Annotated in this window: 16 protein-coding genes and 2 pseudogenes; all 18 read right to left on the minus strand. The window is 39.4% G+C overall.

Annotated features, from left to right (window positions below):
• Positions 1-176: 176 nt before the first annotated feature.
• Positions 177-1,118: a 3'-5' exoribonuclease YhaM family protein gene (locus OVN23_RS09265; protein ID WP_267241011.1), complete on the minus strand. Its 942-nt coding sequence runs from the start codon at positions 1,116-1,118 to the stop codon at positions 177-179.
• The gene (gene rmuC, locus OVN23_RS09270) at positions 1,108-2,364 is read right to left on the minus strand and encodes a DNA recombination protein RmuC (protein WP_267241012.1); all 1,257 of its coding nucleotides are present in this window, start codon (positions 2,362-2,364) and stop codon (positions 1,108-1,110) included. The genes OVN23_RS09265 and rmuC overlap by 11 nt, the downstream gene beginning before the upstream one ends.
• Position 2,365: 1 nt before the next feature.
• On the minus strand, positions 2,366-3,028 hold the full coding sequence (locus OVN23_RS09275; RefSeq protein WP_267241013.1) for a thiamine diphosphokinase: 663 nt from the start codon (positions 3,026-3,028) through the stop codon (positions 2,366-2,368).
• Complete coding sequence (gene rpe, locus OVN23_RS09280; protein ID WP_112445146.1) at positions 2,991-3,647, minus strand: ribulose-phosphate 3-epimerase; 657 nt, start codon at positions 3,645-3,647, stop codon at positions 2,991-2,993. Before rpe ends, OVN23_RS09275 begins: the two co-directional genes overlap by 38 nt.
• A gap of 10 nt (positions 3,648-3,657) precedes the next feature.
• Complete coding sequence (gene rsgA, locus OVN23_RS09285) at positions 3,658-4,536, minus strand: ribosome small subunit-dependent GTPase A (protein ID WP_173253230.1); 879 nt, start codon at positions 4,534-4,536, stop codon at positions 3,658-3,660.
• Position 4,537: 1 nt separating this feature from the next.
• Positions 4,538-5,410, minus strand: coding sequence for a 16S rRNA (adenine(1518)-N(6)/adenine(1519)-N(6))-dimethyltransferase RsmA (rsmA, locus tag OVN23_RS09290; RefSeq protein WP_173253231.1), 873 nt, complete (start codon positions 5,408-5,410; stop codon positions 4,538-4,540).
• A 232-nt stretch (positions 5,411-5,642) separates the two neighbouring features.
• The gene (locus OVN23_RS09295) at positions 5,643-5,954 is read right to left on the minus strand and encodes a hypothetical protein (RefSeq protein WP_000333265.1); all 312 of its coding nucleotides are present in this window, start codon (positions 5,952-5,954) and stop codon (positions 5,643-5,645) included.
• A complete protein-coding gene (locus OVN23_RS09300) occupies positions 5,947-6,588 on the minus strand; it encodes an ABC transporter ATP-binding protein (protein WP_267241014.1) in 642 nt (213 codons plus the stop codon). Before OVN23_RS09300 ends, OVN23_RS09295 begins: the two co-directional genes overlap by 8 nt.
• 1 nt (position 6,589) lies before the next feature.
• On the minus strand, positions 6,590-8,620 hold the full coding sequence (locus tag OVN23_RS09305; protein WP_173253233.1) for a bacteriocin-associated integral membrane family protein: 2,031 nt from the start codon (positions 8,618-8,620) through the stop codon (positions 6,590-6,592).
• A 712-nt stretch (positions 8,621-9,332) separates the two neighbouring features.
• Complete coding sequence (locus OVN23_RS09310; protein WP_173212222.1) at positions 9,333-9,812, minus strand: hypothetical protein; 480 nt, start codon at positions 9,810-9,812, stop codon at positions 9,333-9,335.
• A gap of 340 nt (positions 9,813-10,152) precedes the next feature.
• A complete protein-coding gene (locus OVN23_RS09315) occupies positions 10,153-11,064 on the minus strand; it encodes a helix-turn-helix domain-containing protein (RefSeq protein WP_173253234.1) in 912 nt (303 codons plus the stop codon).
• A 71-nt stretch (positions 11,065-11,135) separates the two neighbouring features.
• Complete coding sequence (rnmV, locus tag OVN23_RS09320; protein WP_173212226.1) at positions 11,136-11,708, minus strand: ribonuclease M5; 573 nt, start codon at positions 11,706-11,708, stop codon at positions 11,136-11,138.
• Positions 11,687-13,039, minus strand: coding sequence for a PIN-like domain-containing protein (locus tag OVN23_RS09325; RefSeq protein ID WP_173212228.1), 1,353 nt, complete (start codon positions 13,037-13,039; stop codon positions 11,687-11,689). Before OVN23_RS09325 ends, rnmV begins: the two co-directional genes overlap by 22 nt.
• 13 nt (positions 13,040-13,052) lie before the next feature.
• Positions 13,053-13,823, minus strand: coding sequence for a TatD family hydrolase (locus OVN23_RS09330; RefSeq protein ID WP_173253235.1), 771 nt, complete (start codon positions 13,821-13,823; stop codon positions 13,053-13,055).
• 409 nt (positions 13,824-14,232) lie between these two features.
• Positions 14,233-19,224 (minus strand): annotated as a pseudogene (locus tag OVN23_RS10435) (cell wall surface anchor protein); the annotation flags it as partial.
• Positions 19,225-19,827: 603 nt separating this feature from the next.
• Positions 19,828-23,658, minus strand: a pseudogene (locus OVN23_RS10440) (YSIRK-type signal peptide-containing protein); the annotation flags it as partial.
• A 519-nt stretch (positions 23,659-24,177) separates the two neighbouring features.
• Positions 24,178-26,142 (minus strand): peptide ABC transporter substrate-binding protein, encoded by a 1,965-nt coding sequence (locus OVN23_RS09345; protein WP_267241015.1) that lies wholly within the window; start codon positions 26,140-26,142, stop codon positions 24,178-24,180.
• A gap of 138 nt (positions 26,143-26,280) precedes the next feature.
• Positions 26,281-26,415: a 50S ribosomal protein L34 gene (gene rpmH / locus OVN23_RS09350; RefSeq protein WP_000831905.1), complete on the minus strand. Its 135-nt coding sequence runs from the start codon at positions 26,413-26,415 to the stop codon at positions 26,281-26,283.
• Between the last annotated feature and the right edge of the window lie 263 nt (positions 26,416-26,678).

The raw sequence follows: 26,678 nt of genomic DNA on the forward strand, positions 1-26,678 counted from the left end.
CGATAGAACTGACAAAGTCTGTAATATACCTACATATATACATACGACAAGGCGATGTTACCCTAGTTTGAAGAGATTTTCGAAGAGTATTCATTTTTGTCTTTTACTTATTATACCATATTCACATAAAAAAACGAACATTCTTGTCCTAAAAAATGCTCATTTTTCTTAAATTATTAATCTAAATCTGGTTTATAGAAGGAACGATTGTCCATAGCGAAGATTTTATTGGTCATCTCTCCCTTATCCACCAAAGCAAGAGCTGTTGACATCATCATCATGCTAGCATCCAGATTGTCAATCATATGGATAATCTCTGCTTCCATAATGCGTGGACGGACCGGGCTTCCATACTCAAGCAAGCCGTGGTGACTAAGGATGACGTGACGAAGCAGAACGACTTCTTCCTTGGTATCATCAATGCCAAGTTCCATCACTGTCTTGGTAATTTCGCTATCAATCAAAGCAATATGCCCAAGAAGATTACCTCGCACTGTATACTCAGTCTGGTCTGGTCCCGTCAACTCAATGACTTTAGCCAAGTCATGCAGCATAATCCCCGCATAGAGCAGGCTCTTATTGAGCTGAGGATAGACTTCGCTAATAGCATCTGCCAAACGCACCATGGTTGCCGTATGATAGGCCAAACCCGTTTCAAAGGCATGGTGGTTGGTCTTGGCAGCTGGATAGGAGTAGAATTCCTTATCATACTTGGTGTAGAGATTTCGGACAATCCGTTGCCAAACAGGATTTTCAATTTTAAAAATCATTTGCGACATATAGTCACGGATTTCCTTAACATCAACTGGTGACTTGACCTTGAAATCAGCTGGATCATTGGGTTCGCCAGATTGAGGTAGGCGGAGAGTAATTTGATTGACTTGAGGGGTGTTGTTATAAACTTCTCGGCGCCCTTTCATGTGGACAACCTTACCTGCGGTAAAGGCCTCAACGTTATGAGGTTGGGCATCCCAGAGCTTCCCATCAATCTCGCCACTATCATCTTGGAAGGTAAAGGCTAGGTAGTTTTTCCCAGCTCGAGTTTGCCTCAGGTCAGCTGATTTGATTAGGTAAAAGCCTTCAAACAGCTCATCTTTTTTCATGTGACTAATCTTCATATTCTTCCTCATTTTCTTGGAAATGGAGTAGATCAAGCGCAGGCTCGCCTTCTGACAACTCAATGTGACGGAGCGTCCGCTCGATAGCTGTGGTGCGACGGTTTAATAATTCATCAATATTGCCAGAGGCATGTTGGAGATGCTTTTGTGCCTTGACCAGAATACCACCAAACTTGCCAAACTCGGTCTTGACGCTGGCAAGAGTCTTACTGATATGGTCGGCACTCTTTTGGATATTGAGAGTTTTGAAGCCAACTGATAGGGAATTGAGGAGAGCTGACAGGGTACTTGGACCTGCGACAATAATCTGCTCCTCCCGTCTCAAATCATCAAAGAAGACCGGATTGCGGACAATTTCTGAGTAGAGACCTTCTGTCGGAACAAACAAAACTCCAAAATTGGTTGTCCGAGGTGGTGCTATGTACTTGATCTTGATATCCTTAGCAAAGCGCTTGACGCTTGCTAAAAGCGATTTACGACAGCGTTCGATTTCGTCCTTGTCACCTGCTTCATAGGCTTCTTCCAAGCGGTAATAATCTTCCAATGGAAACTTGGAGTCAACTGGTAAGTAGACATATTCCTGGTCGCCTTGCCCAGGTAACTTGATAGCGTACTCCACTCGTTCACTGGAGTTTTCAACCGTTGCATATTCTCGTTCATACTGGGCAGGAGTCATGATGTCTTCGATGATTTGCCCCAGTTGCAATTCTCCCAGGATTCCTCGCGTCTTGGTTCCAGATAGAACCTTGTTGAGAGCACCAACATCGCGGGCAACTGTCTGCATTTCTCCCAGACCACGATTGACCGACTCCAGTTGTTTGGAAACTGTCTCAAAGGAAGCCTGCAAGCGCGTCTGCAAGGTCTTTTCTAGTTTTTCCTCGACCGTTTGGCGCATTTGTTCCAAGCGTTGCTCATTTGATTCCTGCAGGGCTTGGAGGCGTTGGTCAGTCTTATCTCTAGTTTGGAGGAGATTATCTGTCATTTCTTGACGGACCTGAGTCAGACCTTGGTGCAATTCCATTCGCACTTCTTGCAAACGGTCACTGACAGCCACTTCCAAGTCTTTTTGATCCAGCTGGCTGGCTTGTCTGGCTTGCTCAAAGCGATAATCCAACTGGTCTGATAGATGATCTGCCTGATCCTCCAAGCTCTCGCTTAAGTGTTTTTCTTGCTTATCCTGCCTTTGCCAAATCAGAAAGAGTCCAGCTAGGTTGGCAAGCAATAATAGAACAAGTAAACTTTCCATCCTACCTCCTGTCCTTGCTATGCAGCACGACCACATAGCCATCTGGGCAAGTCACCGAAACTTCCCTATCTATATATTCGTTAGAAGCGTACACTTTTTTAAAGAAAAAATTTTCCTCTGTCAACTCATACTTGGCACCAAGAATGGTCAGCTGGCTATCTCGAACTGGCATAAAAGCTAGATAGTCGTAGTCTGAACGGGGTTCAAGCTGACTGATCCCTTCTGGACAATAGGCAATCAAATTTTGTCCATCCTCAATTTCTATCTGGCGCATATAAGGCGCCAACTTGGGATTGCTAGGAAGAAAAACATTGGCCAGCATGTGATCAATACGACCACCCAAAGCACCAAAAATAGTAACCTCAGCCTGAGGATTTTTCTCAAAAATAGTCAAGAGAGCCAATTCCAAATCTGTATCATCTTTTTCTGGTCGGGCTTGGACAAAATGCTGGGCACGTTTTTGAATCACCTGTCGCTCTTCTGCAGTGACAGAATCAAAATCTCCAACCGCTAGATCTAGTGGAAGTTTTTCCTCTAAAACCCAGAGCGAGCCTCGATCTACACCGACAAAGCAATCAAAGTCTGTCCGGTAGTGACCGCGGTCTCCGCCTGCAAAAACTGCAACCCTAGTCCAGTTGTTTTCTGAGAGTTTGTACTCGCTCATTGACATCTCCCTTAAAGACATAGGAACCTGCTACAAAAATGGTCGCACCAGCTTCTTTAGCTTGGGCAATAGTTTGGTCATCAATCCCGCCATCCACTTCGATTTCAAAGTTCAAACCTTTTTCCTTACGAAGAGCAACCAACTCACAGACCTTATCCATGGTCTCTGGTAGAAAGGCTTGTCCACCAAAGCCTGGGTTAACCGTCATGACTAAGACTTGGTCAACTAGGTGAAGCACATGCTTAATGGCTTCAACTGGTGTGCCAGGATTGATAACGACTGAAGGCTTAACTCCGAGTGAACGAATCTTTTGGAGGGCACCATGAATATGAGGCGTTGCTTCCACATGGATACTGATAATATCCGCACCTGCACGCGCAAAGTCCTCTAAATGATGCTCAGGGTTTGACACCATCAAGTGGCAATCGAAAACCATCTTGCTATGAGGGCGAAGAGCTTCGACCACACCCGCACCAAAACTGATTTGCGGTACAAAATGACCATCCATAATATCGATATGGGCATACTCTGCCCCAGTTGCTTCTAGGCGTTTAATTTCACGTTCAAAGTTGGCATAATCTGCTGCCAGAATTGACGGAGCAATCTTGTATTGAGACATAGGTTTCTCCTTATTTTGGAATTTTTTTGCTGACCTTTTTATATGTTTCTCTGCGATTTTCAATTTCGCTGAGGAATTGCAGGTAGTTGTCAAAACGGAAGCTGGCAATAACACCTTCTTCCACTGCTGGCTTGACCGCACAAGACGGCTCATGGGTATGGGTACAAGTGCGAAATTTGCAGTCTCGACTGACAGTAGCAATCTCTGGAAAGGCCTGATTGAGGTCTTCCGCCGTTGATACTTCGTAGTCCAAGGATGAAAATCCTGGTGTATCTGCGATTTTGCCCCCATTGAGGTTGTAAAAACTAACAGCTCGAGTGGTATGACGACCGCGACCCAAACTGTCTGAGATCTCTCCTGTTTCAAGATTGAGGTCTGGTGCGATTTTATTGAGAAGGGTTGACTTACCAACACCTGTCTGCCCCATAAAGACTGTAATCTTACCTGTTAACAAAGGCAGGAGTTCCTCCTTACTGGTCACAAAGTCATAGCCGATGTCACCATAGGTCTGTTGATAAAAATCCAGTTCTTCCCTATCTTCCAGCAAATCCATTTTGGAAATATAGACGATGGGATGAATACCCTTGTGCTCCAAAAGAACTAAGAACCGATCCAGCAAATTGCTGTTGAAGTCCGGTTCCTTGACGGACATGATCACCACGGCTTGGTCAATATTAACAATAGGCGGACGAACCAAACTGTTTTTCCGTTCGTAAATTTTGAGGATATAGCCTTCTGAATTTTCCTCGGCAGAAAAATCTACCCAGTCCCCAACGTAAGGAGTATGACCTTTTTTACGAAAATTCCCACGCGCACGTGTCTGATAAACCTGACCCTCACTCTCCACATAGTAGAATCCTGCCAGGGCTTTAATAATTTGTCCTTGCATCTTAGAGTCCTTGCCCCTTAAGTGCATCTGCTAGACCGGCAAATTCTGCCAAGCTGAGAGCTTCCCCACGCACACTTGGTGACAAGCCTGCTTGGTCCAAAGCCTTGATCAGCTTGTCCTTGACTTCCTCAGTCTTGCCAAAGTAACCTGTCAAGTTATTCCACAAGGTCTTGCGACGATGGGTGAAACTTGCCTTGGAAACCTTAAAGAAGAAGCTCTCGTCTTCCACTGCTACAGCTGGTTCTGGACGGCGTACCATTTTCAAAATAGCTGAGTCCACATTTGGCGCTGGCACAAAGACCGTACGAGGCACGATAAAGGCAACCTTGGCAGTCATGTAATACTGCACAGCGATTGACAAACTGCCATATGCCTTGGTATTTGGTTGAGCGGAAATGCGGTCCGCTACCTCTTTTTGCATCATGACCACAAACTCACTAAAAGGAATTCCGCTCTCGATCAAGTGCATGAGAATAGGCGTCGTGATGTAGTAAGGCAAATTAGCCACTACCTTGATTGGCAGGTTAGGATTTTTAAAATTCTGGATATGTTGCGCCAAGTCAACCTTGAGAATATCCTCGTTGACAACGGTCACATTATCAAAATCACGCAGGGTATCTGCTAGGATTGGCACCAAACGATGGTCAATTTCAAAGGCCATGACCTCTGCTGCACGCTCAGCCAAAAACTCCGTCAAGGCACCAATCCCTGGCCCGATTTCGATGACATTAACCTGGCCATCAATCTCAGCCGTATCCACGATTTTTTGTAGAATATTGGTATCCGTCAAGAAGTTTTGCCCGAAAGACTTTTTAAAGGTAAAACCGTGACGCTCCAGCACTGCCTTGGTCACGCTATAATCTGCAATTCTCATCTATTCTCTTTTCTATTATCTGTTACTACTATTGTAACACATTCCCCTTGTATTTTGGGGGTGAAAATCATACCAAAAAACTATCTTTCCTCATGAAGAAAGATAGTTTTGGAAATCTTTAAAGGGGGACTGAGCGGTTCTCTCGAAACATACGTTCATACTCTTCGAAAATCAAATTCAAACCACGTCAGCTTCACCTTGCCGTACTCAAGTACAGCCTGCGGCTAGCTTCCTAGTTTGCTCTTTGATTTTCATTGAGTATCAAAAAATCAGCTTCTTGATAACTTCGATTTTCAGGTAGGGTCAAATCTACATCCTCCTCCACATCGTCCACTGTCAATTCAACCGTTTGAGGTAAATTTTTCAAACGATAATGCTTTTGCCTTTGCCCTTCAATGCTAGCAAAATCAAGCAAATAGCCATTCACTCGGATTTGAACTAAAAGGAGATGATTGGTCATATTTTCCATGATGAGGATATCTTCTAAACCACCTCTGGCACTAGGATAATCAGATACCCTGCGAATACGGATTTTTTCACACATGAGCAAGCTCCCTCATATCAATGATTTCATCGTCCTTATTCCAGACTAGGGGATTATGAGTCGCAATGATGATCATTCGATTTTCATCTTTCAAGCCCACCAAGAGATTCATAACCTCCTCTGAATTTTCAGGATCAAGAGCTGCTGTTGGTTCATATGCCAAAATCAAGGGTGGATTTTTCAAAATAGTCTTCGCAAGGGCAACTCGTTGTGCCTCTCCCCCAGATAAAGTATAAATTTTTTGTTCCAAATCCAAATACCCTAGATTAACCTTTTCTAAAGCCTCCACTTGCCTTTCCAAACGTTCTACTTTTGAGATTTTCTGACCAACAAAGCCCAAATCCAAATTCTCTTTGATTGATTGGTTTTCTAAAAGGCCAAAATTTTGAAAGAGATAGCCCATCTGGTCTCGAAAATACTCACGAGTGGGAATGGTTTTTAAATCTTTCCCCTGATAGAGAACCCTTCCACCATCTATCTTTTCTAGCTTTCCTAAGATATTCAGCAGCGTCGTCTTTCCGCTCCCACTCTTCCCGATTAAGGCATAGACCTTGCCCTTCTCCAGCTTGAGGTTTAAACCAGAGAAAATCGCGCGGTCATTAAACTTCTTTTCCAATCCTTGAATATCAATCATCTTATTTTCCTTTCAATACTGCCATGCTACCAGCTTCTTCTTTTTTGTCCTGCCTTACTAAAATCAACAGAGCGTTAAGCGTAAACAAAGCTACAACTAGAGCGCTAATCAAGCTATCTCCTGTCAAAACACTAGATAGGATTAGCCCAAGTAAGAGAACTCCTCCTTGCGCCAGTAAATACTTGCCATGAAGCTCATAGATTGTCATACCAGAAAGACGTTTAATCATGAGCTCCCGTCTGAACTGCTCAAAATAGAGAAGACTCATGGAATCAAATAACAAGATAGCCGTAGACAGGGTCAAAATCGTCCCAATAAGGAGAGAGTAAAACTCCACCCGTTTGTCATTTAGTACCTTGGCAAAAAATAGCTGGCTTTTTACCAAGTAAGAGACCTTGTGATACAGACCTTGCTCTTTTAGAGCGGTGATGCTGTCTCCATATCGATCTAGTTTCAAGGCACTATTAGCCGTAGTTCCCCACAACATCCCTGCAACAGGTCTTGTTCCAGTCGCTTGCGGCGTTAGAACTACAATAATCGGATCTTTTAGGTACTGACGTGTTGTCTTGTACCCATCATTATAGAGGAAACGTTCCTGTCCTGTTTCTGTAAAATCTAGCCTTAGCTGTGGAAGGTAGTGTTTCCGACTCGTCACTTCTACACTTTCAGATGAAAATCTTTGCAGGTAATCTGTAAATAATCCTTGGTAGTAGGCAGACTGCTCTCGCAAGCTCTCAGGCAAGATCAGCCCAAACTCTCCCTCAGACAAGTTTTGCATCTTATCCATAAACTCTGAAGAAACGGTAATCTTTTCTTCTATCAGATAGCGCGGTGAGACATAGATAACATTCCCTGACGGTGTGTAGTCACTGAGACGATTGCCATCTAGGTCCACTTCTGCTCCATCTGAGAAATTGTCAACATTGCTCATAATATAAAAAGAGTCTGTATTGGCTAACCGTTCTTCAGTAAATGTCTGCCACTCACGATTATCCTTACGCATTCCTTCTTCATCGGCAAATGCACTAGACCAACCAAAGGATAGACGGTAACGGTCTGAGGACTGGCTCCATTTATCGCTTGCCTTCTCCATCTCCTGCATTTCACGGTAGTGAGGTAGGAGAGTAGTTGCACTCGAACCGACCACCAGCACGGCCAAGAGTTGCCCCATCATCATCAATGTCATCATACGTTTGAGAGGGAGTTTCCCTTTCAAGAGATCCACCAGACTATTTCCCTGTAAACCAAGTAGATACACGACACTTAGTAAGGTAGAAATCCCTGCCAAGGTCAAGCCATAAAGTAGAAGAGCAATGATGACAAGTTGCACCGTTGCCATAAACAAGGCACCTTGATACCAGAGAAGCCCCAATCCCACAAGACTGGATACCAGCACTGAGCAGATAAGCTGTCTCACATCTTCTAACACTGGTCTGAGAGCCACCCCAAACAAGCTCTCACCAGCGATTAAGCGAATCCCTGCTTGACGAAGGGATTTGATCCGATAAATCAGGGTCAAACTCATAAAGGTCAGCAGAAAAATAGCTAAACTCAGTAGCACCATAGGGGTGGCCGTCAATAGTAAGACTATCGAAAATGGATCTTCTCCATTCGAAACAAAGCCTTGATAACCAAGCTCTTTCAAGGTGGTCTGTAAACTCACTCCATCCAAACTTCCTGATACAATCAAGTAAGACCCTAATAAATCACTCGTTTCTGCACTATCCTTGGAGGAAATGGTCAGACCTTCTGGAAGCTCTCCCTGACCATAAGTGGCATAGGTAAAGCGTGTTTCTCCAGCTTCATTTGGCTCAACAATCCGACGAGCGATGAGACTATTGTGCTCTACCGCCAAGTGACTCAAAGCCTCTGTCACCTTTTCGTGACTAGCTACTGATTGATTTATCACCACTCCTGTCACATCAACAGAAGGATAGTTACCAAATAAAATCTCTTCTCGATGGTCAACAGAAGTTATCACCATATAAAGCGATACCAATACCATTGAAATCAAAATAAATAAGCGTTTCATCATTTCCTCCAAAAAGTTACTTGGTCACTTAGTGAGAAGGTGACCACAGTCACTGCCATGTTAAGAAGTTTATTAAATTCTTTCTACTAGCAACATCTTCAAATATATTATATCCGTTTTTTCAAGAAGTATCAAGGACGTCAATGTCCTTAAAATCTAACTATTTTATATTATTTTTAGCTTATATCTAAAAAAACAGCTCTAAAGACGAACTTTAGAACTGTTTTGATGTAAGAACAAGGACATTTTTGTCATTGCTTCACGATATTTATAAATATTCTTACCCTATTATAAAACGAAGGACACATAAAAAGGTGCCTATTTGATGTACTCTGATTGCAAAATACCACAAAGTAAATTTAACATAATCTCCAATCATTCGTATAAACAATTGTGTGAAACTAATCCGAGAAAAATCAATCACTAGTTGTCAGAGACTTTTTTAGGATTATTGTTTATTACTCGCAAATGGTAAACACGGATTATTCCTACTACTATGAGAACAACTAAATAAGACTGAGTACAGAATTATTTCTTTAAATTATTCGTTTCCTTCTTTATAAAACGGATATGTAACTATTATACCCAAAGTACTAATTATAATTTTAAAGATTGCACCTAAAATATTTAAAGTTGATAAATCAAGTATTCCGTGTATTAGGTATAGTAGACAGAAAAAGAATGGAAGGTATTTTTTTAATTTTTTCATAAACTATAGTGCTATCAAGGTCAAAGCTTTAGCTACTGTCCAAGCCATCCAATCTGGCATACCTGCACGCTTACAAGCCTGGTAGATTCCATCTTCAATCCAACCAGTAAAGTGTTCTAGTGTACTCAATATGGCATTCAATCCTATATATTGATTTATCCATCTTTTAACATTCGAAGGGAGTTTACTATAACCTTTTCGAATAGCTGTAACTGAAAAAGACCACTTTCCTCTGTCCATTTTAGCAGCTTGGATATCCTCTTGCGAAACAGTATCTTTATCAAATTCTAATATACGTCCGTTATCTACGTAGATATGTTTTCCTTCACTATTAGTTACCGTAGAACGTTTTGAAACTTGAGTTGCTTTATCCGAAACTGAATATGTAGAAGCAAAAGCAGTTGCAGATGGGAGAGCAACAGTACTTAATGTTAAAAAGCAACTTAAAACAATTGCTGTTTTTGTTAAAATCTTATTTTTCATTTTATTTTCTCCTCGAAATATACATTTTTATCATAACTATCCTAATAAACTGACACTTTGCCCTAAAGAATCTATTTTGAAACTAAGTAGACATAACTAAATTTTATTTAAACCACCAAGTAACTAGATAAAATAAACTAAAAAAGTTCATACTGTAATCTCCTTTCACATTTTAATTAATTATAAATTATTCTTAAATAAACTCAAAGGACATCAATGTCCTTAAAATATAACCATTTCGTGCCATTTTTAGCTTATATCTAAAAAACAGCTCTAAAGACGAACTTTAGAACTGTTTTGATGCAAGAACAAGGACATTTTTGTCACTGATTCACTATGTTTATAAATATTTTTTTAAATCTTCTTGCCATTGTTTCTCCAACATAGTAACTAAATAAGAATTTTCTATTATATCAGCAAATAGCTTCGATTTCTGATAGAACTGTTCGGCAGAAACATAATCATTGTTTATTATTAGAGATAATTTCCACTCCAACATTAATATAATTGGTTTCTTCTGGAAATCTTGTGTTTTTTCCATTATATGATTAAGGCTAAAGATATAAGCTTCTAGTGAATCATAAGACGACAAATTATCCAAACAGGCTAGACCCGAAAACAAAGTGCTACTTAAAGCAAACAGATATTCTGGTGCAATTAATTCTACATGATTTGTCAAACGAACTAAAAACGAATGAATTCTGTTAATTTCTTCAATCTGATTTTGACCTTGTTTTATCTTTGTAAGCACTATAGCAAAATATAAGTTGATAACTTCTAATTCATTTATCAAAAACAATTCCTTATCATAAATTGTTTTAAAATAATCGTCCAGTACGGTTTCCCCATATTCTGGTCGTCCGCTTCGAATAACATCTATCGTTGCTCTAGTAGCTTCAAACCATATTTTTTCCTCATTAGGAAGTTGCTCATAAAATAAATCCTCTATCTCTTCCAAACACGCTTCCTTCTTATCATACTCCTCTTCTTTACCATAGATTGGTTCACGTAAAATCTGGTATTTCAATTCCAAATAAGCAGGAGGAAGAGCAGAAAAATCCGGCATAAGACTATAAGCTGGAACTCCTAGCCGGCGAGCAATATAGTCTAACTTGGGCAAACTCGGTTGCGAAGCTCCACTTTCAATTCGCGACAGTTGACGAACTGTCAGTTCTTGCTCATCTCCACAAAAATCTGGACGACTAATTCCTTTCTCTATCCGAATCTCTTTGATTTTTTGACCAATTAACATCAGACGCCTCCTCTTCTACCTGCTTCGAAAAATACTGTGAAACTTAAAAAATTGTAACGGCTACATCTTTCCTACTCATAAGATTTCATAGCTTCTTCCACTTCTGCCAAGGTGACTCCAAACAACTCTAAGCGCTTGAGGAGTTGCTTGCCGTTAGAATAGCCAATTCGGAGAGCCTCTCCTAGATATTCTCGTCGCTTACGGCTGTCTGCTCCCGCTAGAAAACCAAGGCGAATCAAGTCGCTACGACTGATGTCAAACTGGCTCTCATGTTCAAATTGTTCTGTCACCTGAGCTAGAGCTGTTTTCAGATCCTCATAGCTGGCATGCTCAATTCCCAGAGACCGCCCCTTGGTTTTGGACTTAGGAACAGCTTCATCTCGTTTGAGGAAGGCATGCTGAACTGTTGGAATGGCCGTCATAATCATACGACGAATCCGTTCCCCATTAAAATCTGGGTCTGTAAAGACAATGACTCCATGACGTTGGTGTAGGCGCTGAATCCGCTCTATGTCCTGGTCATTGATGGCAGAACCTCGAGTCTCATAGGTCTCTACATCGAAATAGCGTTTGAGATTGGCCGTATCATCACGACCTTCAACCACGATGACTTGGGAAATTTTCATTTTTTTCTTCGACGACATATTTTTTCCCACTCACTTTGAACACTACTGTCCATAAATTTTAATTGCGGGGCACTACCCTCAACTCTAGAATCCAATAAATCAAAAATATATCTAAGTTTTTGAGAAAAATTCAAAGACGTCCCTACTAAAAATTCATTCCCTAGGCTATCTCTAACCATTAGATATTTATCAAATGTTGTGTTAACGCCTTCCAGTGAATCTTCAAACGATACGACACACGGAATGTTTAAAGTCGATCCATCAATTTTTGAAATAATTTTTTCAAATATAATTTCCATCATTTTAGATTGTTGTTCTATACCAATATAATCCTGTCCGTATAATCTAAAATCATATTTTCCAGTTTCATAATTTTTACGGGAAATTTCAATTGAACTGCCATCCGCTACTCCCGTTACGTTTAAGAGTGTCCAAATATCTATTTTTTTAACAATCAAACCTGTTTTTCTATAGCATTCCGAATACATGTCAAGATTGATTTTTGTTTTATTACCTCCAACAACCCAGTCTTGTTTTCCTTCATTCGAAATAATAATCAAATATTTCTTATCTTTAGTTACATTTGGGTTACATATAATATAATCTAATGTATCTAACCAAAAAATTGCATCCGAATAATGTCTAGGTACTGATTTACCTCCTAAAAAAATTGTTCGGTTAGATTTTCCATCAATATCTTCATATCCTGGAGAAATGTTTGAATTATAACGTTCATTTATTACCTCAGTATATCTACTCAAGATATCATCAGTGTAGTCTAATCCTAGCTTTACCTCATCTAGGAATTTCTCAATTACTCTCTTTATTTCATCGACACTCGTAGTTGATAATTTCCAATCAACTTTTTTTAATAGCTTATTTTTCTCCTCTGCCAATTCATCATTTATCAACTTCAACTTTTCTTCATAATTTTTAATTTTATCTACATACTCATTTTTAAAACTTGAAATTTGTTCGTACATAGATCTCATAGCATCATCTTTTTTATATTTTTCAATTTCATTAAAAAGATTATTATTTATGGTATTTTTTATTCTAAAATCTAATAGTTGATTTGACTCTTCAATGTCCGAAATTATTTTTTTTGCTTTTTTTACTTGTTCCTTCCGCTTATTTATGGTGTTTGATTCATTTTCTAAATATTCAATTTGTGTTACATATGGAATATAAACATCATTTTTTATTATATTGAACGAATCTACTATTTTATCGCCCAAAACATAATCTTTCAGAGGGAATAGTAAGCAATTATTATCAATTACAAAAATTGATTCTTTAATCATCTCATTTGTAAAATCTTTATTATATTCTTTAATAAAATTAACCATTATATTTTCTCCTTTAATACTTAATTCCAAAAATTCGTTCTGCATTTGCAGTCGTTGCCGCCGCCAGCTCTTCTGTCGTCATGCCACGCAAATCCGCGATAAAGTCCACTACATAGCGAGTGTAGGCTGTTTTATTTTCACGACCCCGTTTAGGAACAGGAGCCAAGTAGGGAGCATCCGTTTCCACCAAAACCTTGTCCAAAGGAAGTTCTCTAGCTGCTTCTTGGATGTCAGTTGCCTTCTTAAAAGTCACCACTCCTGAGAAGGAAATAGTCATGCCAAGCTCGGCAAACTTCTCTGCCCATTCAAGCGTCCCTGAAAATGAGTGCATAATCCCACCACGAGGACCAACGCCCTCACTTTTGATAATCTCATAGGTATCTTCCAGCGCATCACGGGTATGAACTACAAAAGGCAAATCCAAGTCCTTAGATAACTGAATCTGACGGCGAAAAACCTGCTCCTGCACCTCTTTCGGTGCTGTCATCCAATGGTAGTCCAATCCAATTTCACCTAAAGCAACAACCTTGGGATGCTTGAGCTTATCAAGCAAGTAGGCTTCAATCTCCTCCGTGTAAGTCCCTGCTTCTGTAGGATGCCAACCGATAGTCGCATAGAGCTGGTCATACTCATCTACCAACTCCAAAGCACGCTCAATCGTCGGTTCATCAAAACCAACAATATTCATCTGTGTCACACCCATCTCAGCAGCCAAGGTAATTTCTTCTGCCTCACGACCTGCAAATTCTTCTACATTCAAGTGTGTATGTGTATCAAAAATCATCTCTTCTAACCTCGTTTTCTATCTACTATTATAGCAAAAAAGAGGAGGGGCACCCAATTTTTCTGTTTCCCTCCTCTCTTCAATAGAGATCTATTCTGCTATCTTTTCTATCCGATATTGCCCATCTTCTATTCCACAGTTAGAGACGAAAGAGACTGGCTAGATTGATAGAACATCCCTATTCATCTAATACTCTTCGAAAATCAAATTCAAACCGTGTCAACGTCGCCTTGCCGTACTCAAGTACAGCCTACGGCTAGTTCCCTAGTTTGCTCTTTGATTTTCATTGAGTATAAAGTATGTGATTATCTTGGGTTCTCTCTTCTCTCACCCATCACTAGGATTGATGACTTCTCCAAATCCCCCTTATAATCTAACTTTAAGTAGAGAATAGAATTTTCTAGCTGTCCTATTTTCTACGTCTAGCCTTTCTTCCTAGCAAAGCAAAACCACTGGTTGCCGCCACTAGACCAAGACTAGCAAGTGCTGCACTTGATGCTGAACCTGTGTTAGGTAATTGTTTGCCAGCAGGTGACTGGTAGGTAACATCTTGCATTGTTCCTGCAGTTGCTTGCGGTGCACTTGTTGCCTGAGGAGCAGCATTAGGAGCCACTGGTCTCTTAGGAACTGTAACCATGGCAATGGCTTGCACTCCAATCGTTTCTGCTTCCTTCACATCTTCCACAGTTTTCGCATTTTCAATCTCTTTGAGAGCTGCTTGTTTTTCTGCTTCCACTCTTGCTAAAAGTTCTGCTTTTTCTTTATCAGAAAGCAGTGCGCCTTTGATTTCATCCTGCTTGTCCTTGGCAGCTTTTTCAATGGCCTTTTTAGCTGATTCTTTTTCAGTAGCTAATTGCTTAGAAGCTTGTGATTGAGCTGGGTTTTGTGAACCTGTGTGAGCTTGTCCGCCTGCCTGGCTACCACCGCCTGCATTCGCATTAGCATCTGAGCTTCCAGTATTGCCTCCATTATCTCCACCTGGTGTAGTTTCTGGCTTATACTCTGGTGTAGCTTCTTGAGTTACAGATTCACCTTTCGCAGATTGTTGAACTGTGTCTTTTCCTAGAATCGTCACTACTGAACCATCTGGGAATGTGATTGTTGCTGTACCATCTCCAGCTACAGTGATTGTCGCTCCGTCTAATGCTGAACCATTTGCTTGTAAAATAGCAACCTTAACTTTTTCTTTTTCTTCATCTGTTAAATGAGTTATATCTTTTACATCTACTCTTTGAGCAGGCGCTTTAACAGTTGATTTTTCAGCAGTCGGTTTAGTGCTATCTTGTGCTTTTGGATCTTGTGCTACCAATTGATTTCCTGGAATTGTAATAGCTGAACCATCTTTAAAGACGATTGTCGCTGTGCCATCTCCAGCTACTTCAACTTTAACATCGCTTCCGAATCCATTTGCATCTACTACAGCTTTTTTAACAGCTTCTTTTTCTGCATCTGTTAATCTTGTAGCTTCTGCTACTTTTGTAGGGTTAGCTGGGATGATTACTTTTGTCTTCTCTGCGATTGTTGGTTGCTCTTGTATTGAAGTTTCCTCTTTTTGAACTACTAGACTGGTTCCTGGAATTGTATTGACTGAACCATCTGAGTATGTCAATGTCGCTGTTCCGTCTTTAGATACCTTAACATCTGTAGCAGTTGGATTTGCTTGTTTCACTTTCGTAGCTACTGCAGCTTGTTCCTCAGGTGTTAAGCTATGAGCATTCCCGACTTCTGTAGTTGCTGGCACCACTGCTGGATTTTGCGTGGCTTGTGTTGCAGCTTCATTGTCAGTATCTTTGGCTACTACTAGACTGGTTCCTGGAATTGTGTTTACTGAACCATCTCCATATGTTAGCGTTGCTGTTCCATCTTTAGATACCTTAACATCTGTCGCCGCTGGATTTGCTTCTTTGACCTTAGCTGCTACAGTATCTTGCTCCGCCTGTGTCAAGTTGTGAGTATTTTCAACAGGTACAAAGTTTCCTGGAACTTGCGCTGGGTTCTTCTCTGCATCTGTCTGAACTTTTGGAGTTTCTTGTTTACTTCCTTTTTCAACAAGTTTATCCCCTGTTATTGTATCTACAGATTTATCTGGATAGGTGATGACTACTGTTCCATCAGGTCTTACTTCTACTGTAGTTCCTGCTGGGAAGTTGTTCGCTTCCTCAACCGCTTTTTTAACCGCAGCTTGTTCTCCTGGTGTTAACTTAGTAGTGTTTCCTACTTGTGTTTTTCCTGGAATAACTGGCTCGGTTCTTGACGCGATTGTTCCTGTCTCTTTGTTAGCTGGCGCTACTAATTTATCTTTAGAAATCGTATCGCTTGAACCATCTTTATATGTGATAACAGCTGTTCCATCTGGTTTTACTTCTACTGTTGTTCCATCTGGGAATGTGTTAGCTCCTTCGATGTTTTGACGAACTTGTTCTCTTTCTTCATCTGAAAGTTTTGCTGGATTTTCTACTTCCACTTTGTTTTCAGGAACTTTCGGCTCGAATTTAGATGCAATAGAGCCATCTGGTTGAACTTCATTTATCTTATGAATACCAGCTTCTTTCGCCGCGTTGATTTCATCTTTAGATTGACCTTTGTTGATGTCTTCAATCGCTTTATCTTTGGCCTTATTGATTTCTTCGATAGCTTTTTGTTTCGCTTCGTCTGATAAATCTTTATTGTTCTTGATTTCGTCAATGCGTTTTTGAGCTTCTTCTAGTATCTCAGCTTTTGCTTTCGCTTTTTCTTCATCAAGGTTTGTTACATCTGGTTTCTTAACTTCTGTATCAGCTTTTGGATCATATTTTCCAATATTTTCTTTTGCTTGATCCGCAATTTGTTTAGCTGTTCCTGCTGATGATGCTTCGTCAATAGCTTTGTTAGCTTCATCTTTAGCTTTATTGATTGCTTCTTCAGCTTTTTGTTTTTGCTCTTCAGTTAAACCTGTATCCTTCTTGATTTCAGTGATTTTAGCTTTGGCAGCTTCTTCTACTTGTTTTTTAGCATCTTCTTTCGCCTTAGCAAGATCATTATCTTTATCAGCTGTGTCTAAGGAATCAACTACTTCAACCGGTACTTTCACAGTTACTTTGTTACCATCCGCTAGCGTTACTTCCACTTCTGCTTCTTTAGTTCCTGTTTCAGTTGTAGTTGGTTTAGAAATAACTTTCGCTGTTACTCCATCAGCTAGTGCTAATTGTTTTAGGATTTCTTCATCAGCTAAGTCTTTACCTTTTTCTACAGTTACTTTTCCGGATACTAAAGCAGTTTGTAAGTCTAACTCTGGCTTGAAGACATTTGTTGATTGCCCTTTGGCAGTTTGTACTACTACATCTTCTTTTGGTAGATTTCCGTTTGGAGTCTCAACATTTCCTTGATCATCAACCTTGACAGCGTCCTTGTTTAAGCCTGGATTTGCTTCAACAATAGCTTTCTTAACATCTTCTTTTTCTTTGTCTGTTAAGTTATTCGAATCTTTAACTCCTACAGGTGTGACAGGTTTCTTCAAAGCTGGTGTTACTACATCTTTTGCTGGTAAATTACCTTGTGGTGTTTCAACATTGCCTTGACCATCAACCTTGACATCATCCTTGTTTAAGCCTGGATTTGCAGCTACGATAGCATCCTTAACAGCGTCTTTTTCTACTTCTGTTAAGTTTTTAGGATCTTTAACTTCTACAGGTGTAACAGGTTTCTTCAAGGCTGGAGTTACAACTTCTCCTGCTAGTAAATTACCTCTTGGTGTTTCAACATTACCTTGACCATCAACCTTGACATCGTCCTTGTTTAATCCCGGATTTGCAGCTACAACAGCATCCTTAACAGCGTCTTTTTCTGCATCTGTTAAGTTATGGACATCTTTAACAGGGACAAGATTTGTTGGTTTCTTCAAGGCTGGTGTCACTACATCCTCTGCTGGTAAATTACCTTTTGGTGTTTCAACATTGCCTTGATCATCAACGTTAATTTTATCTTTTTTATCCGCTAAATCAGGATTATTTTTAATAATCTCTTCTACAACTTTAGCTTTTTCTGGGTCTGTCAATTTAGCTGGATTAACAACTTCAACTGGTGTTGTTGGCTTCTTCAAGCTAGAAGTTACAACATCTTTTGCTGGTAAGTTACCTTGTGGTGTTGTCACATTTCCTTGATCATCGACTTTGACTTTATCTTCAGTTAAACCTGGATTTGCAGCTACAACAGCTTTCTTAACCGCTTCTTTTTCTTTAACTGTTAAGCTATTTGGATTTTCTACTTCAACAAGTTTATTTGGTTTATTTAAGACTGTCGTTACAACATCTTCTTTTGGTAGATTTCCTTTTGGAGTTGTTACACTGCCATCAGGATTTACTGTTACATCACCTTTGTTTAAGCCTGGATTTGCAGCTGCGACAGCATCCTTAATGTCCTCTTTTTCTTTTTCTGTTAAAGCATTAGGATTTCCAACTACAACTGGTGTTGTTGGTTTCTTCAAGGCTGGTGTTACCACATCTTTTGCAAGTAATTTATCACCATTCTTAGTTGTTACATTACCTTTGTCATCGACTGTAATATCATCTTTGTTTAGGCCAGGATTTGCGTTGGCTACAGCTTCTTTCACTTTTTCCTTTTCATCATTTGTTAAATGATTTGGATCAGCTACTACGACTGGTGTCGCTGGTTTGTTTAATGCTTGAACAACAACTTTTTCTGCTTCCAAGTAACCTTTAGGAGAAGCTACATCTCCCTTATCACTCACATAGACTTCAGATTCTTCTAATGAAGGGTTAGTCGCCACAATCGCTTTTTTAACAGCTTCTTTCTCTTCATCTGTTAAATGATTGATATCTGTAACCTTAACCTTTTCTTTTGGTGGAGTTAACTTTCTCTTAGCTGTTTCTGTAATATCTTGTGGAGTATGAACAGCAGCAATTTCTTGTCTACCTTTTTCTGTTGCTGATGGTATATCTTCTGGTGAAGTTGCATTGTTGATGTTTTCTTCGTGTGTTGCTTTAAGGTCATCAACTTGTTTCTTCAATGCTTCTTTTTCTTTTTTAGATAATGCATTGTCTTCATCAATTTCTGCCTTTTCAGCATCTGCTGCTTTTGTTAGGTCGGCTTTTGCTTTGTCCTTGTCAGTTGCTTTTCTTACAGGTACTTCGATTTCGTCTTTTGATCCGTCACCATAAGTAACTTCTACTACAACTACTTTCTTACCTTCATTTGCACCTGTTCCTTCCACAATTTCTCCGTCATTTTTGACTTGTTTGTCTGTCGGTTGTGGTTGGTCTTTTGGTACTTCTACAGCATCTGTAATAGCTTTTTTATCTGCTTCTGCTACTTTAGGAGCATTAGATGGGTCTACACTTACTGGAACTCCTCCTGCTTCAGTTACTGAATCTTTTACATTTGGAGTTGCTTTATCTTTGTCTTTTTGTCCTTCTGAACCACTTTGATCATCCTGATTATTTTGTTCTCCTTGATCACTTGTAGTATCAGATTTTTTAGTTACCTCGACATTGACTGTTTCACTCTTACCATCACGTGTTACTGTGACTGGAACAACAAACTTACCGCCTTCATTGGCAATTACACCAACTGTTACATCTTCATTAGCTTGTAATTCCTCACCATTTACTCTGACTTTATTTTTCACTAAAGTTTCGTCTTCTGGTGTTAACTTATCACCTGCAACTGGCTCTTTTGAAATCGGTACCGGTTGGGTTGAATCAGTAACCGTCAACTTAAATGGTTCAGATTTTTTAGTTACCTCGACCTTGATTGTTTCACTCTTACCATCTCGTGTTACCGTTACTGAAACAACTGTTTTATCCTGCTCTTGTGTAACTTTCCCAAACTCTACACTATCACCAGCTTTTAACGACTCGCCATTGACTAGTAAGTTTTCTTTGATTTTTTCCTTATCTTCGTCTTTTAAGTCTTCTCCTACTGTTGGGGTATTTGGTATCTCAATCGGTTTTGCTGGGTCTTTTACACCTACTGTAAATACTTGGTCTTTTTTAACAACTGGAACTTCTATTATTTCTTTTGATCCATCTCCATATGTTACTTCGACTTCTACTACCTTCGTTCCTGAAGTTTTGCCGTCCTTAATAGCGCCGCCATTTAAGATTTCTTTCTTAGCTGGTTGTGGCTGTCCTTCTGGAACAGTTACCGCGTCTTTAATTGCAGTTTTATCTGCTTCGCTGTCAACGTTTGTTGCTGTATTTGGGTCTACAGAAATTTCTACCGCTCCGCCTGTTACTGTTGGAGTTGCTTTCTCAGCATTAGTTTTATGAACAGCATCGATTGCTTTCTTACCTGCTTCTGTTGCAGTTGTTACTTTGTCAGTTGTTCCAGCTTTATCGATGTTAGACTCTGCAGCTTTCTTAGCTTCATCAACTTTATCTTTTTCAGCTTTCTTTTGATCTTCTGTTAAGGTCTTGTCTGCTTCGATTTCTGCTTTTTCTTTGTCCGCTGCTTTTGTTAAGTCAGCTTTCGCTTTTTCTTTTGCTTTGTCTAATGCTTTTTCTGCTTCTGTCTTAGCCTCTACAGTCTTAGAGGCAGGAAGTTCATTTTGTGATTTGTCAGAGTACGTTACAGTTACCTTCCCTGTATTATCTACTGAAATTTGGTTATCTGTTAAGTTTGTGTTTGCTTTCTTAACCGCCTCTTTTACTGCAGTTGTCTCCGCTTCTGACAGATTATTAACATCATTAACTTTTACTTTTTCAGGATCTTTTAGTGGTGATTTCGCTGCTTCAGTTCCTTCTACTGGAACTTCAATTTCTTTTGAAACACCGTCGCGAGTTACGGTTACTTTAACGTATGTCTTACCGTCTTTTTCGGTAATATTTCCGTACATTACTGTATCTGTATCTTTAAGCGCTTCTCCGTTCGCTGTTACTTTAGCTTTTACAGTTCCTTTATCAGTTTCAGATAATTCAGCTCCTACTTTAGGCTCTACAGAGATTTTTGCTGCTCCATCTGTCACTGCCAAAGTAAAGTCTTCAACTTTTCCTGATAAGGCAGTTCGTGCTTCTTGCAATTTAGCTAAGGCATCATCCACTTCTGGTTGTGTAGCATCTTGCTTAGCATACACTTCTTTAGCTTTTGCTAAAGCATCATCGTAAGCTTTTTTCTTATCTGCACTTGTTTCTTTAGCATAAGCTACTGAATTTTTAATCGCATCTGATTCATCAATTTCTGCTTTCAAAGCATCTTTCGATACAGGCACAGCAATTTCTTGTCCTGTTAACTCTTTAATTGCTTTTGCTAGATTCTCAATTAGAGTAGATACCTCTGATGCATCCGCTGAAGTTCCTGTTGTTTTATCAGCTACTTTTGAAGCAGCATCTTTCGCTTTATCAAAAGCCGTTTTCTTATTTCGATCAGCTGAATTATATTTATCAGAACCCTTAACTTTTTCAGCTTCTGCTACTAATTGCTGTAAAGAATCCATCTTAGAATCTAAATCTCTTGCAGCATTCACAATACGGTCAAGTTCTGCTTTACCCCCAGCTGCAGCTACTTGATCTTTCAATTCTGCTTTTTGAGCATTGTTTAAATGAGTTAAACCATCAATAATATCTTTAGCATCCGTACGAGCTTGCTCACGACTTACTTTTTCCTCTGCATCTTTGAGAATTCTGTCTAATTGATCTTTTGATGTTGCCTCATCAATCTGTTTTTTATAGTTAGCCTTATCTTCATCTGACAATCCAGGAATTTGGTCAATTTTCTTCTTGTAGTCTTCTTTTAGCTTATCAGCTTCAGCTTTTGCTTTATCTGCTTCATTTTTTGCTTTAAGAGTTTCTGCTTCTTTGAGAATTTCTTCAATCTTACTTACAGAATCGGCGCGTTCAATTTTATTTTTAAATTCTTCTACTTTTTCTGGAGTTAAGCTATCTTTAATTTTCTCAATTTGTTCTTTAGCTTTTTTCTTAGCATTCGCTAAGTTAGTCGCAGTTGCATCAGTTAAAATTTTATCAAGTAATGATTTTGTATGGTCTAAAGCTTTTCCTTCTGAGCCATCTGCATTCTCAGGGTCTGCTATACCTTGATTATCTACTTTTTTACGCAACTCTTCTTTTTCAGCGTTAGTCAAGTAAGTTAAGGCATCAATTCCTTTTTTAACTTCAAGTTTTTTCTCTGCTATACCTTTTTCATTTGCAGAATTTCTTGAAATTGCTTTATTTACAACAGAATTTATATCTTCCTGACTTGTTTTACCTTCCAACTCTTTTTTGAAGACTTCTTTTTCTTTTGGAGAAAGGAAAGTTAATTGATCAATTGTCTCATTTCCTTTTACTTTTGCTTCTGTTGCATCCGCAGCATTAAATGTAGCTTTTAGTTTGAATAAAGCTCCTTTCGGAATTGACACTCCCGTAGACGTTCTATCGCCATTTAATATGGATACATGTTGAAAAGTTGTTCCACCTTTTTTATAAGGTGAAAGGAATTTTCCTACGAAGTTATCTGAAACACCATTCCCAACACTACTGATAAGATCACCATTAAAGGTCATTCCATTTACTTCATAAAATTTTTGTAAAGCCTTTTCAATCTCTTCATCACTAATATTATCCAAATTTGCAACTGGATATGGAGAAATGTGATAATAATAAGTACCGTTCGTACCATCTGAAGGTTCTGCTGCGTCTATATCTTTATAAACAAGAGCCCCACCTGGAATTACATCTGTTGAACCATCTAAGTAGGTAATAGTTGCAGTTCCGTCATTTCCAATTTGAATTCCATCACTTCCATTTTGTAGATTTTCTATAAATTTCTTCTTACCTTCTGGAAGAGTATCATTACTATTGTCTTGATTTGCCTTTAAAATTCTATCTTTAACAAGTGTTTTTTCAAAATCTGTTAAGCTATCCGGATTTTTAACTCCAAGTCTATCTGGAATTTTAGGCTCAAAAAATTCAGTATTTTTATATAATGCAGGAACTTGTTCCGTTGACACTTTAAAGCGTGATCTGAGCGAGCCCGCATGTCCTACTTTAACCCCCGCACCAAAATCTAAGGTATATCTTTCATTTTTTAAAGTTGGGTCCACAACTTCATATTCTGCTTCAATCGTAACGCTTTGGTGTGCTGCTTTTTCCCAGTCAGCATAGAAACTCTTGGTATTGTCCTTAAACAATTGGTAAATAGCTTGGTCTCCTGGCTTTCCTGCTATAGTATCTCCCATGCGCCACCAAAACATCGCATCCAGATCCCCGCGGTAAGTCTTACCACTTTCACCTGTCGTATCGTTGTACCATTCCCATTTAGTAGGATCACCTGCATTTAAAGCTTTGGCAGCTTCTGCGTTTTGGTAACGTGAACCGACAGAGTTAGACCATGAAATCCAGCCTTGAGAGCCTTTCCAACTAGTCATGACTCGACCTTGGGGGCCTGTACCAGTGTTATATAGAGTAACCCGTCTCGGTTCTTTCACTCCAATTGGAGTTGTAAACCAAAATTCCGGACGTCCTCCACCGTAGTGATAAAGAGCAGATGCTCCATACCCACCATTAAACTTATAAGTAACTTTTACATAGGGATTTGTTTTGCTATATTGTGACCAGTCTACATCAATTTGAATTTCTTTATTAACATCTACCTCGTCGTGAACCCCACTACCGGTAGCTTTATCAGGAGAATCCCCTAAGTTTGTATATAAAGTGCGAGCTGTCTTATCCCCTGTTTTTTCATATGTCAAAGCAGCTTCTACAGGTTGTACCGTCCCAGCAGCCCCAACTAAAGATGCCCCAATCAAACACGACGCTGCTCCAAAGCTAAACTTTCTAATCGAAAATTTTTCTACACGCTGCCACATCTGCTTGGAGCGTTTCTGCGTTCTCTTATACTTCATTCTTTGATCTCCATTTTTTATTTTTATTTCTTCTTATTCAAAAAGCTGATGCACTATAATAAAACTTTATTATAATATATCTACTTTAGGTGATAAGAATATACGTACATTATAGCATAAAATCCCCCCCCCGTCCACTTTTAGCCTCATTTTTACTTTAATTAAAATATATAGAAATTTACCCTATTTGGTATCGTTTTGTCACTAATCCCTTATACAGATTTATAAATTTTAATCGATTCTCATTCAAAAACATAAAACAAGTCATTCTAGCTATCTGAAGCCCTATCCACTCCATTTACTTCATCAAAAACAAAAAATAAAGAAAAGACCCTACCAGAACCAAAATTGTCTAGCAAGGTCTTTTTCTAAATCCAGTCACTATGCTTATACTCTTCGAAAATCAAATTCAAACCACGTCAGCTTCATCTTGCCGTACTCAAGTACAGCCTGTGGCTAGCTTTCTAGTTTGCTCTTTGATTTTCATTGAGTATTAACTAAAAAGCATGACTAGAAATTTTATTGAATATGGTTAGCCAAATCTTCCTGAGCTTTTTTATTTGACTCAGCTTTTTCTTTTAGCCATTTTTCATAGAGTTCCTGGTACTGTTTCGCAGTTACTGGCTCTTTTTGCAGTTCAACATATTTGTAGTTATCAGCATCTCCTTTGTGCCCAACGAACGAGAAGGCTCCTGTGAACGGTACAGTCTTACGGAAGATTGGGTTGGCTCCACCACTTTGAACTGGTAGGAAGAGGGCGCTGTCAGTCAACCAAGCTTGGACTTCAGCAAATTTTTCATAACGAGCCTGAGTATTTTCAACTTCGCTATCTGCTTCATCTAGTAACTTCTTATAAGCAGAAAGTCCAATTTTTTCTTTTACTTCATTATCTTTTCCAGCAGTCAACCCAATATTGTTAAGCTGTGAACCTGACTCTGGATCCAAGAGATCAAGATAAGTTTTCGGATCTGAGTAATCTCCGCTCCAACCTGAAATATCAATGTCATAGTCCTTTTGTTCAGCTGTATCTGCAAAGAATGTAGCTTGATCCTTCTCGTCTGGAGAAAGTTGAATCACGTCAATCACAACGTTGTCCGTCCCAAGGGTTTCTTCCACTGTCTGCTTAAAGGAACTTGCTTGTTGCACATCTAACTTAGCCGTCTGGTCAACCGGCATATCCAAATGAATTGGGAAGGTCACGCCTTCTGCTTGCAAGGTTTCTTTAGCTTTAGCAAATGCTACTTTGGCTTTTTCAGGATTCAAAAAGGCAGGTTGCGCATCATTCAAATTGATATTCGACCACTCTGTACCATAGTTAATAATCTTTTCATTGACAACATCTCCAAAGTTTTTACCACCGATTTGGACAAAATCACTTGGGATAAGCGTGTTACGCAAGATACGGTCTGCTCCATCTTCACCATTTGTCTGCGCTGCATAAGCATGACGATCAAAGGCAAAGTTGACAGCCTGACGGAAATCCTTATTTTGCATGGCCGCAAGCGAGTCTGTCTTTTCCTTATCAGACTGTTTCATGGTTTGCTTGTAGCTTTGACGATTAACGTTAAAAAGATAATAGAAGGTAATTGAGTTTTGTGGTGTGTAGGTGATTTTATCCTCATTCCCTTTTTTCAACTGATCAAACACTGAACTTGTCGGGAAGATACGACCGTCCGAGTAGTTCCCTTCCAAAAATCCTCTCGCTAAACTATCTTGATCAGAACCGTCAAAGAAAGAGAGCTTCACTTTCTCAATTTTCACATTGTCCTTATCCCAGTAATTAGGGTTTTTATCAAATTCAATCAAAGATTTTGATGAGAAAGATTTAAACAAGTAAGGACCATTTGACAAGATACTGGATGGTGTTACACTTCCAAAGTCATCTCCCTTAGATTTCAAAAAAGCTTCATTTACAGGACTCAAAATGCCCCCAGTAGTCTTAGAATTCCAGTAAGATTCTGGTTTATTCAAAGTATATTGAAGAGTATAGTCATCCACTGCTTTAACTCCAACAGTCTCAAAGTCAGATGTTTCCCCCTCAACGTAGTCTGCGAGGCCCTTGATAGAGTCTTGGACCAAGTACAAGTTTTCAGCCTTTTTATCAGCCGCATACTTGAGACCTGTCACAAAGTCATGAGCCGTTACATCCGCATACTCTTCGCCCTCTGAAGTGTACCATTTCGCCCCCTGACGGATTTTATAAGTGTAAGTCAAACCATCTTTTGACACCGTCCATGACTCAGCCATAGACGGAATGAGATTACCGTACTTATCATTTTCTAACAAGCCATCAATCAAGTTGGTCGTAATACTAGAAGTGGAACCACGTGTTGACGTAATGTAGTCCAAGGTATCAGGATTACTAGTAAATACATAAGAGTAGGTTTTTTCAGCATTACTAGATTGGGAAGACCCACATGCCGCTAGAGCTAGACCTGCTGTCAAAGCCATAGCTCCAAAAAGCATAACTTTTGATTTCTTCATGATTATTCTCCATTTTTTACAGTATGTGAAATATTATACACCATTTGAGCAAAAATATAAAGCCTTTTTGAACTTTTTTACAAAAATAAAAATCAGTAGACTCGAGTTCCTACTGATTTTTGTTATGGTTCGTTTGGATTATGCAGCCAAAACTTTGCGTCCTTTACGACGACGAGCTGCCAATACGCGACGACCGTTTTTAGTTGACATACGGTTACGGAATCCGTGTTTGCGCGCACGACGAAGTTTACTTGGTTGATAAGTACGTTTCACGATGAATACCTCCTCATAGATTTTGTATTCGTTTAGCCGGCTATAAAGTGATCAGTTACTAAACATACTTTACTATTCTATCTGATTCTTTCACTTTTGTCAATAGCTCAAGGCAAATGTTTACTGCTTTTTGGCGCTTGCTAACTTCTCAAAGTAACTTCCACTTGCCTGACCAAAGTGGAAATTAGTCTAAAACGGATTTTTATGGTGGAATTAAGTGTGAGACGTTTGAGTTAGAAACGAGGTCTACTATGACAAAACAT

The organism is Streptococcus sp. Marseille-Q6488 (assembly GCF_946902925.1).
Classification (GTDB): domain Bacteria; phylum Bacillota; class Bacilli; order Lactobacillales; family Streptococcaceae; genus Streptococcus.

Coding starts and splice junctions, on each gene's coding strand:
- OVN23_RS09265 (WP_267241011.1), bottom strand. CDS start 1,118: ATGAAGATTAGTCACATGAAAAAAGATGAGCTGTTTGAAGGCTTTTAC.
- rmuC (WP_267241012.1), bottom strand. CDS start 2,364: ATGGAAAGTTTACTTGTTCTATTATTGCTTGCCAACCTAGCTGGACTC.
- OVN23_RS09275 (WP_267241013.1), bottom strand. CDS start 3,028: ATGAGCGAGTACAAACTCTCAGAAAACAACTGGACTAGGGTTGCAGTT.
- rpe (WP_112445146.1), bottom strand. CDS start 3,647: ATGTCTCAATACAAGATTGCTCCGTCAATTCTGGCAGCAGATTATGCC.
- rsgA (WP_173253230.1), bottom strand. CDS start 4,536: ATGCAAGGACAAATTATTAAAGCCCTGGCAGGATTCTACTATGTGGAG.
- rsmA (WP_173253231.1), bottom strand. CDS start 5,410: ATGAGAATTGCAGATTATAGCGTGACCAAGGCAGTGCTGGAGCGTCAC.
- OVN23_RS09295 (WP_000333265.1), bottom strand. CDS start 5,954: ATGTGTGAAAAAATCCGTATTCGCAGGGTATCTGATTATCCTAGTGCC.
- OVN23_RS09300 (WP_267241014.1), bottom strand. CDS start 6,588: ATGATTGATATTCAAGGATTGGAAAAGAAGTTTAATGACCGCGCGATT.
- OVN23_RS09305 (WP_173253233.1), bottom strand. CDS start 8,620: ATGAAACGCTTATTTATTTTGATTTCAATGGTATTGGTATCGCTTTAT.
- OVN23_RS09310 (WP_173212222.1), bottom strand. CDS start 9,812: ATGAAAAATAAGATTTTAACAAAAACAGCAATTGTTTTAAGTTGCTTT.
- OVN23_RS09315 (WP_173253234.1), bottom strand. CDS start 11,064: ATGTTAATTGGTCAAAAAATCAAAGAGATTCGGATAGAGAAAGGAATT.
- rnmV (WP_173212226.1), bottom strand. CDS start 11,708: ATGTCGTCGAAGAAAAAAATGAAAATTTCCCAAGTCATCGTGGTTGAA.
- OVN23_RS09325 (WP_173212228.1), bottom strand. CDS start 13,039: ATGGTTAATTTTATTAAAGAATATAATAAAGATTTTACAAATGAGATG.
- OVN23_RS09330 (WP_173253235.1), bottom strand. CDS start 13,823: ATGATTTTTGATACACATACACACTTGAATGTAGAAGAATTTGCAGGT.
- OVN23_RS09345 (WP_267241015.1), bottom strand. CDS start 26,142: ATGAAGAAATCAAAAGTTATGCTTTTTGGAGCTATGGCTTTGACAGCA.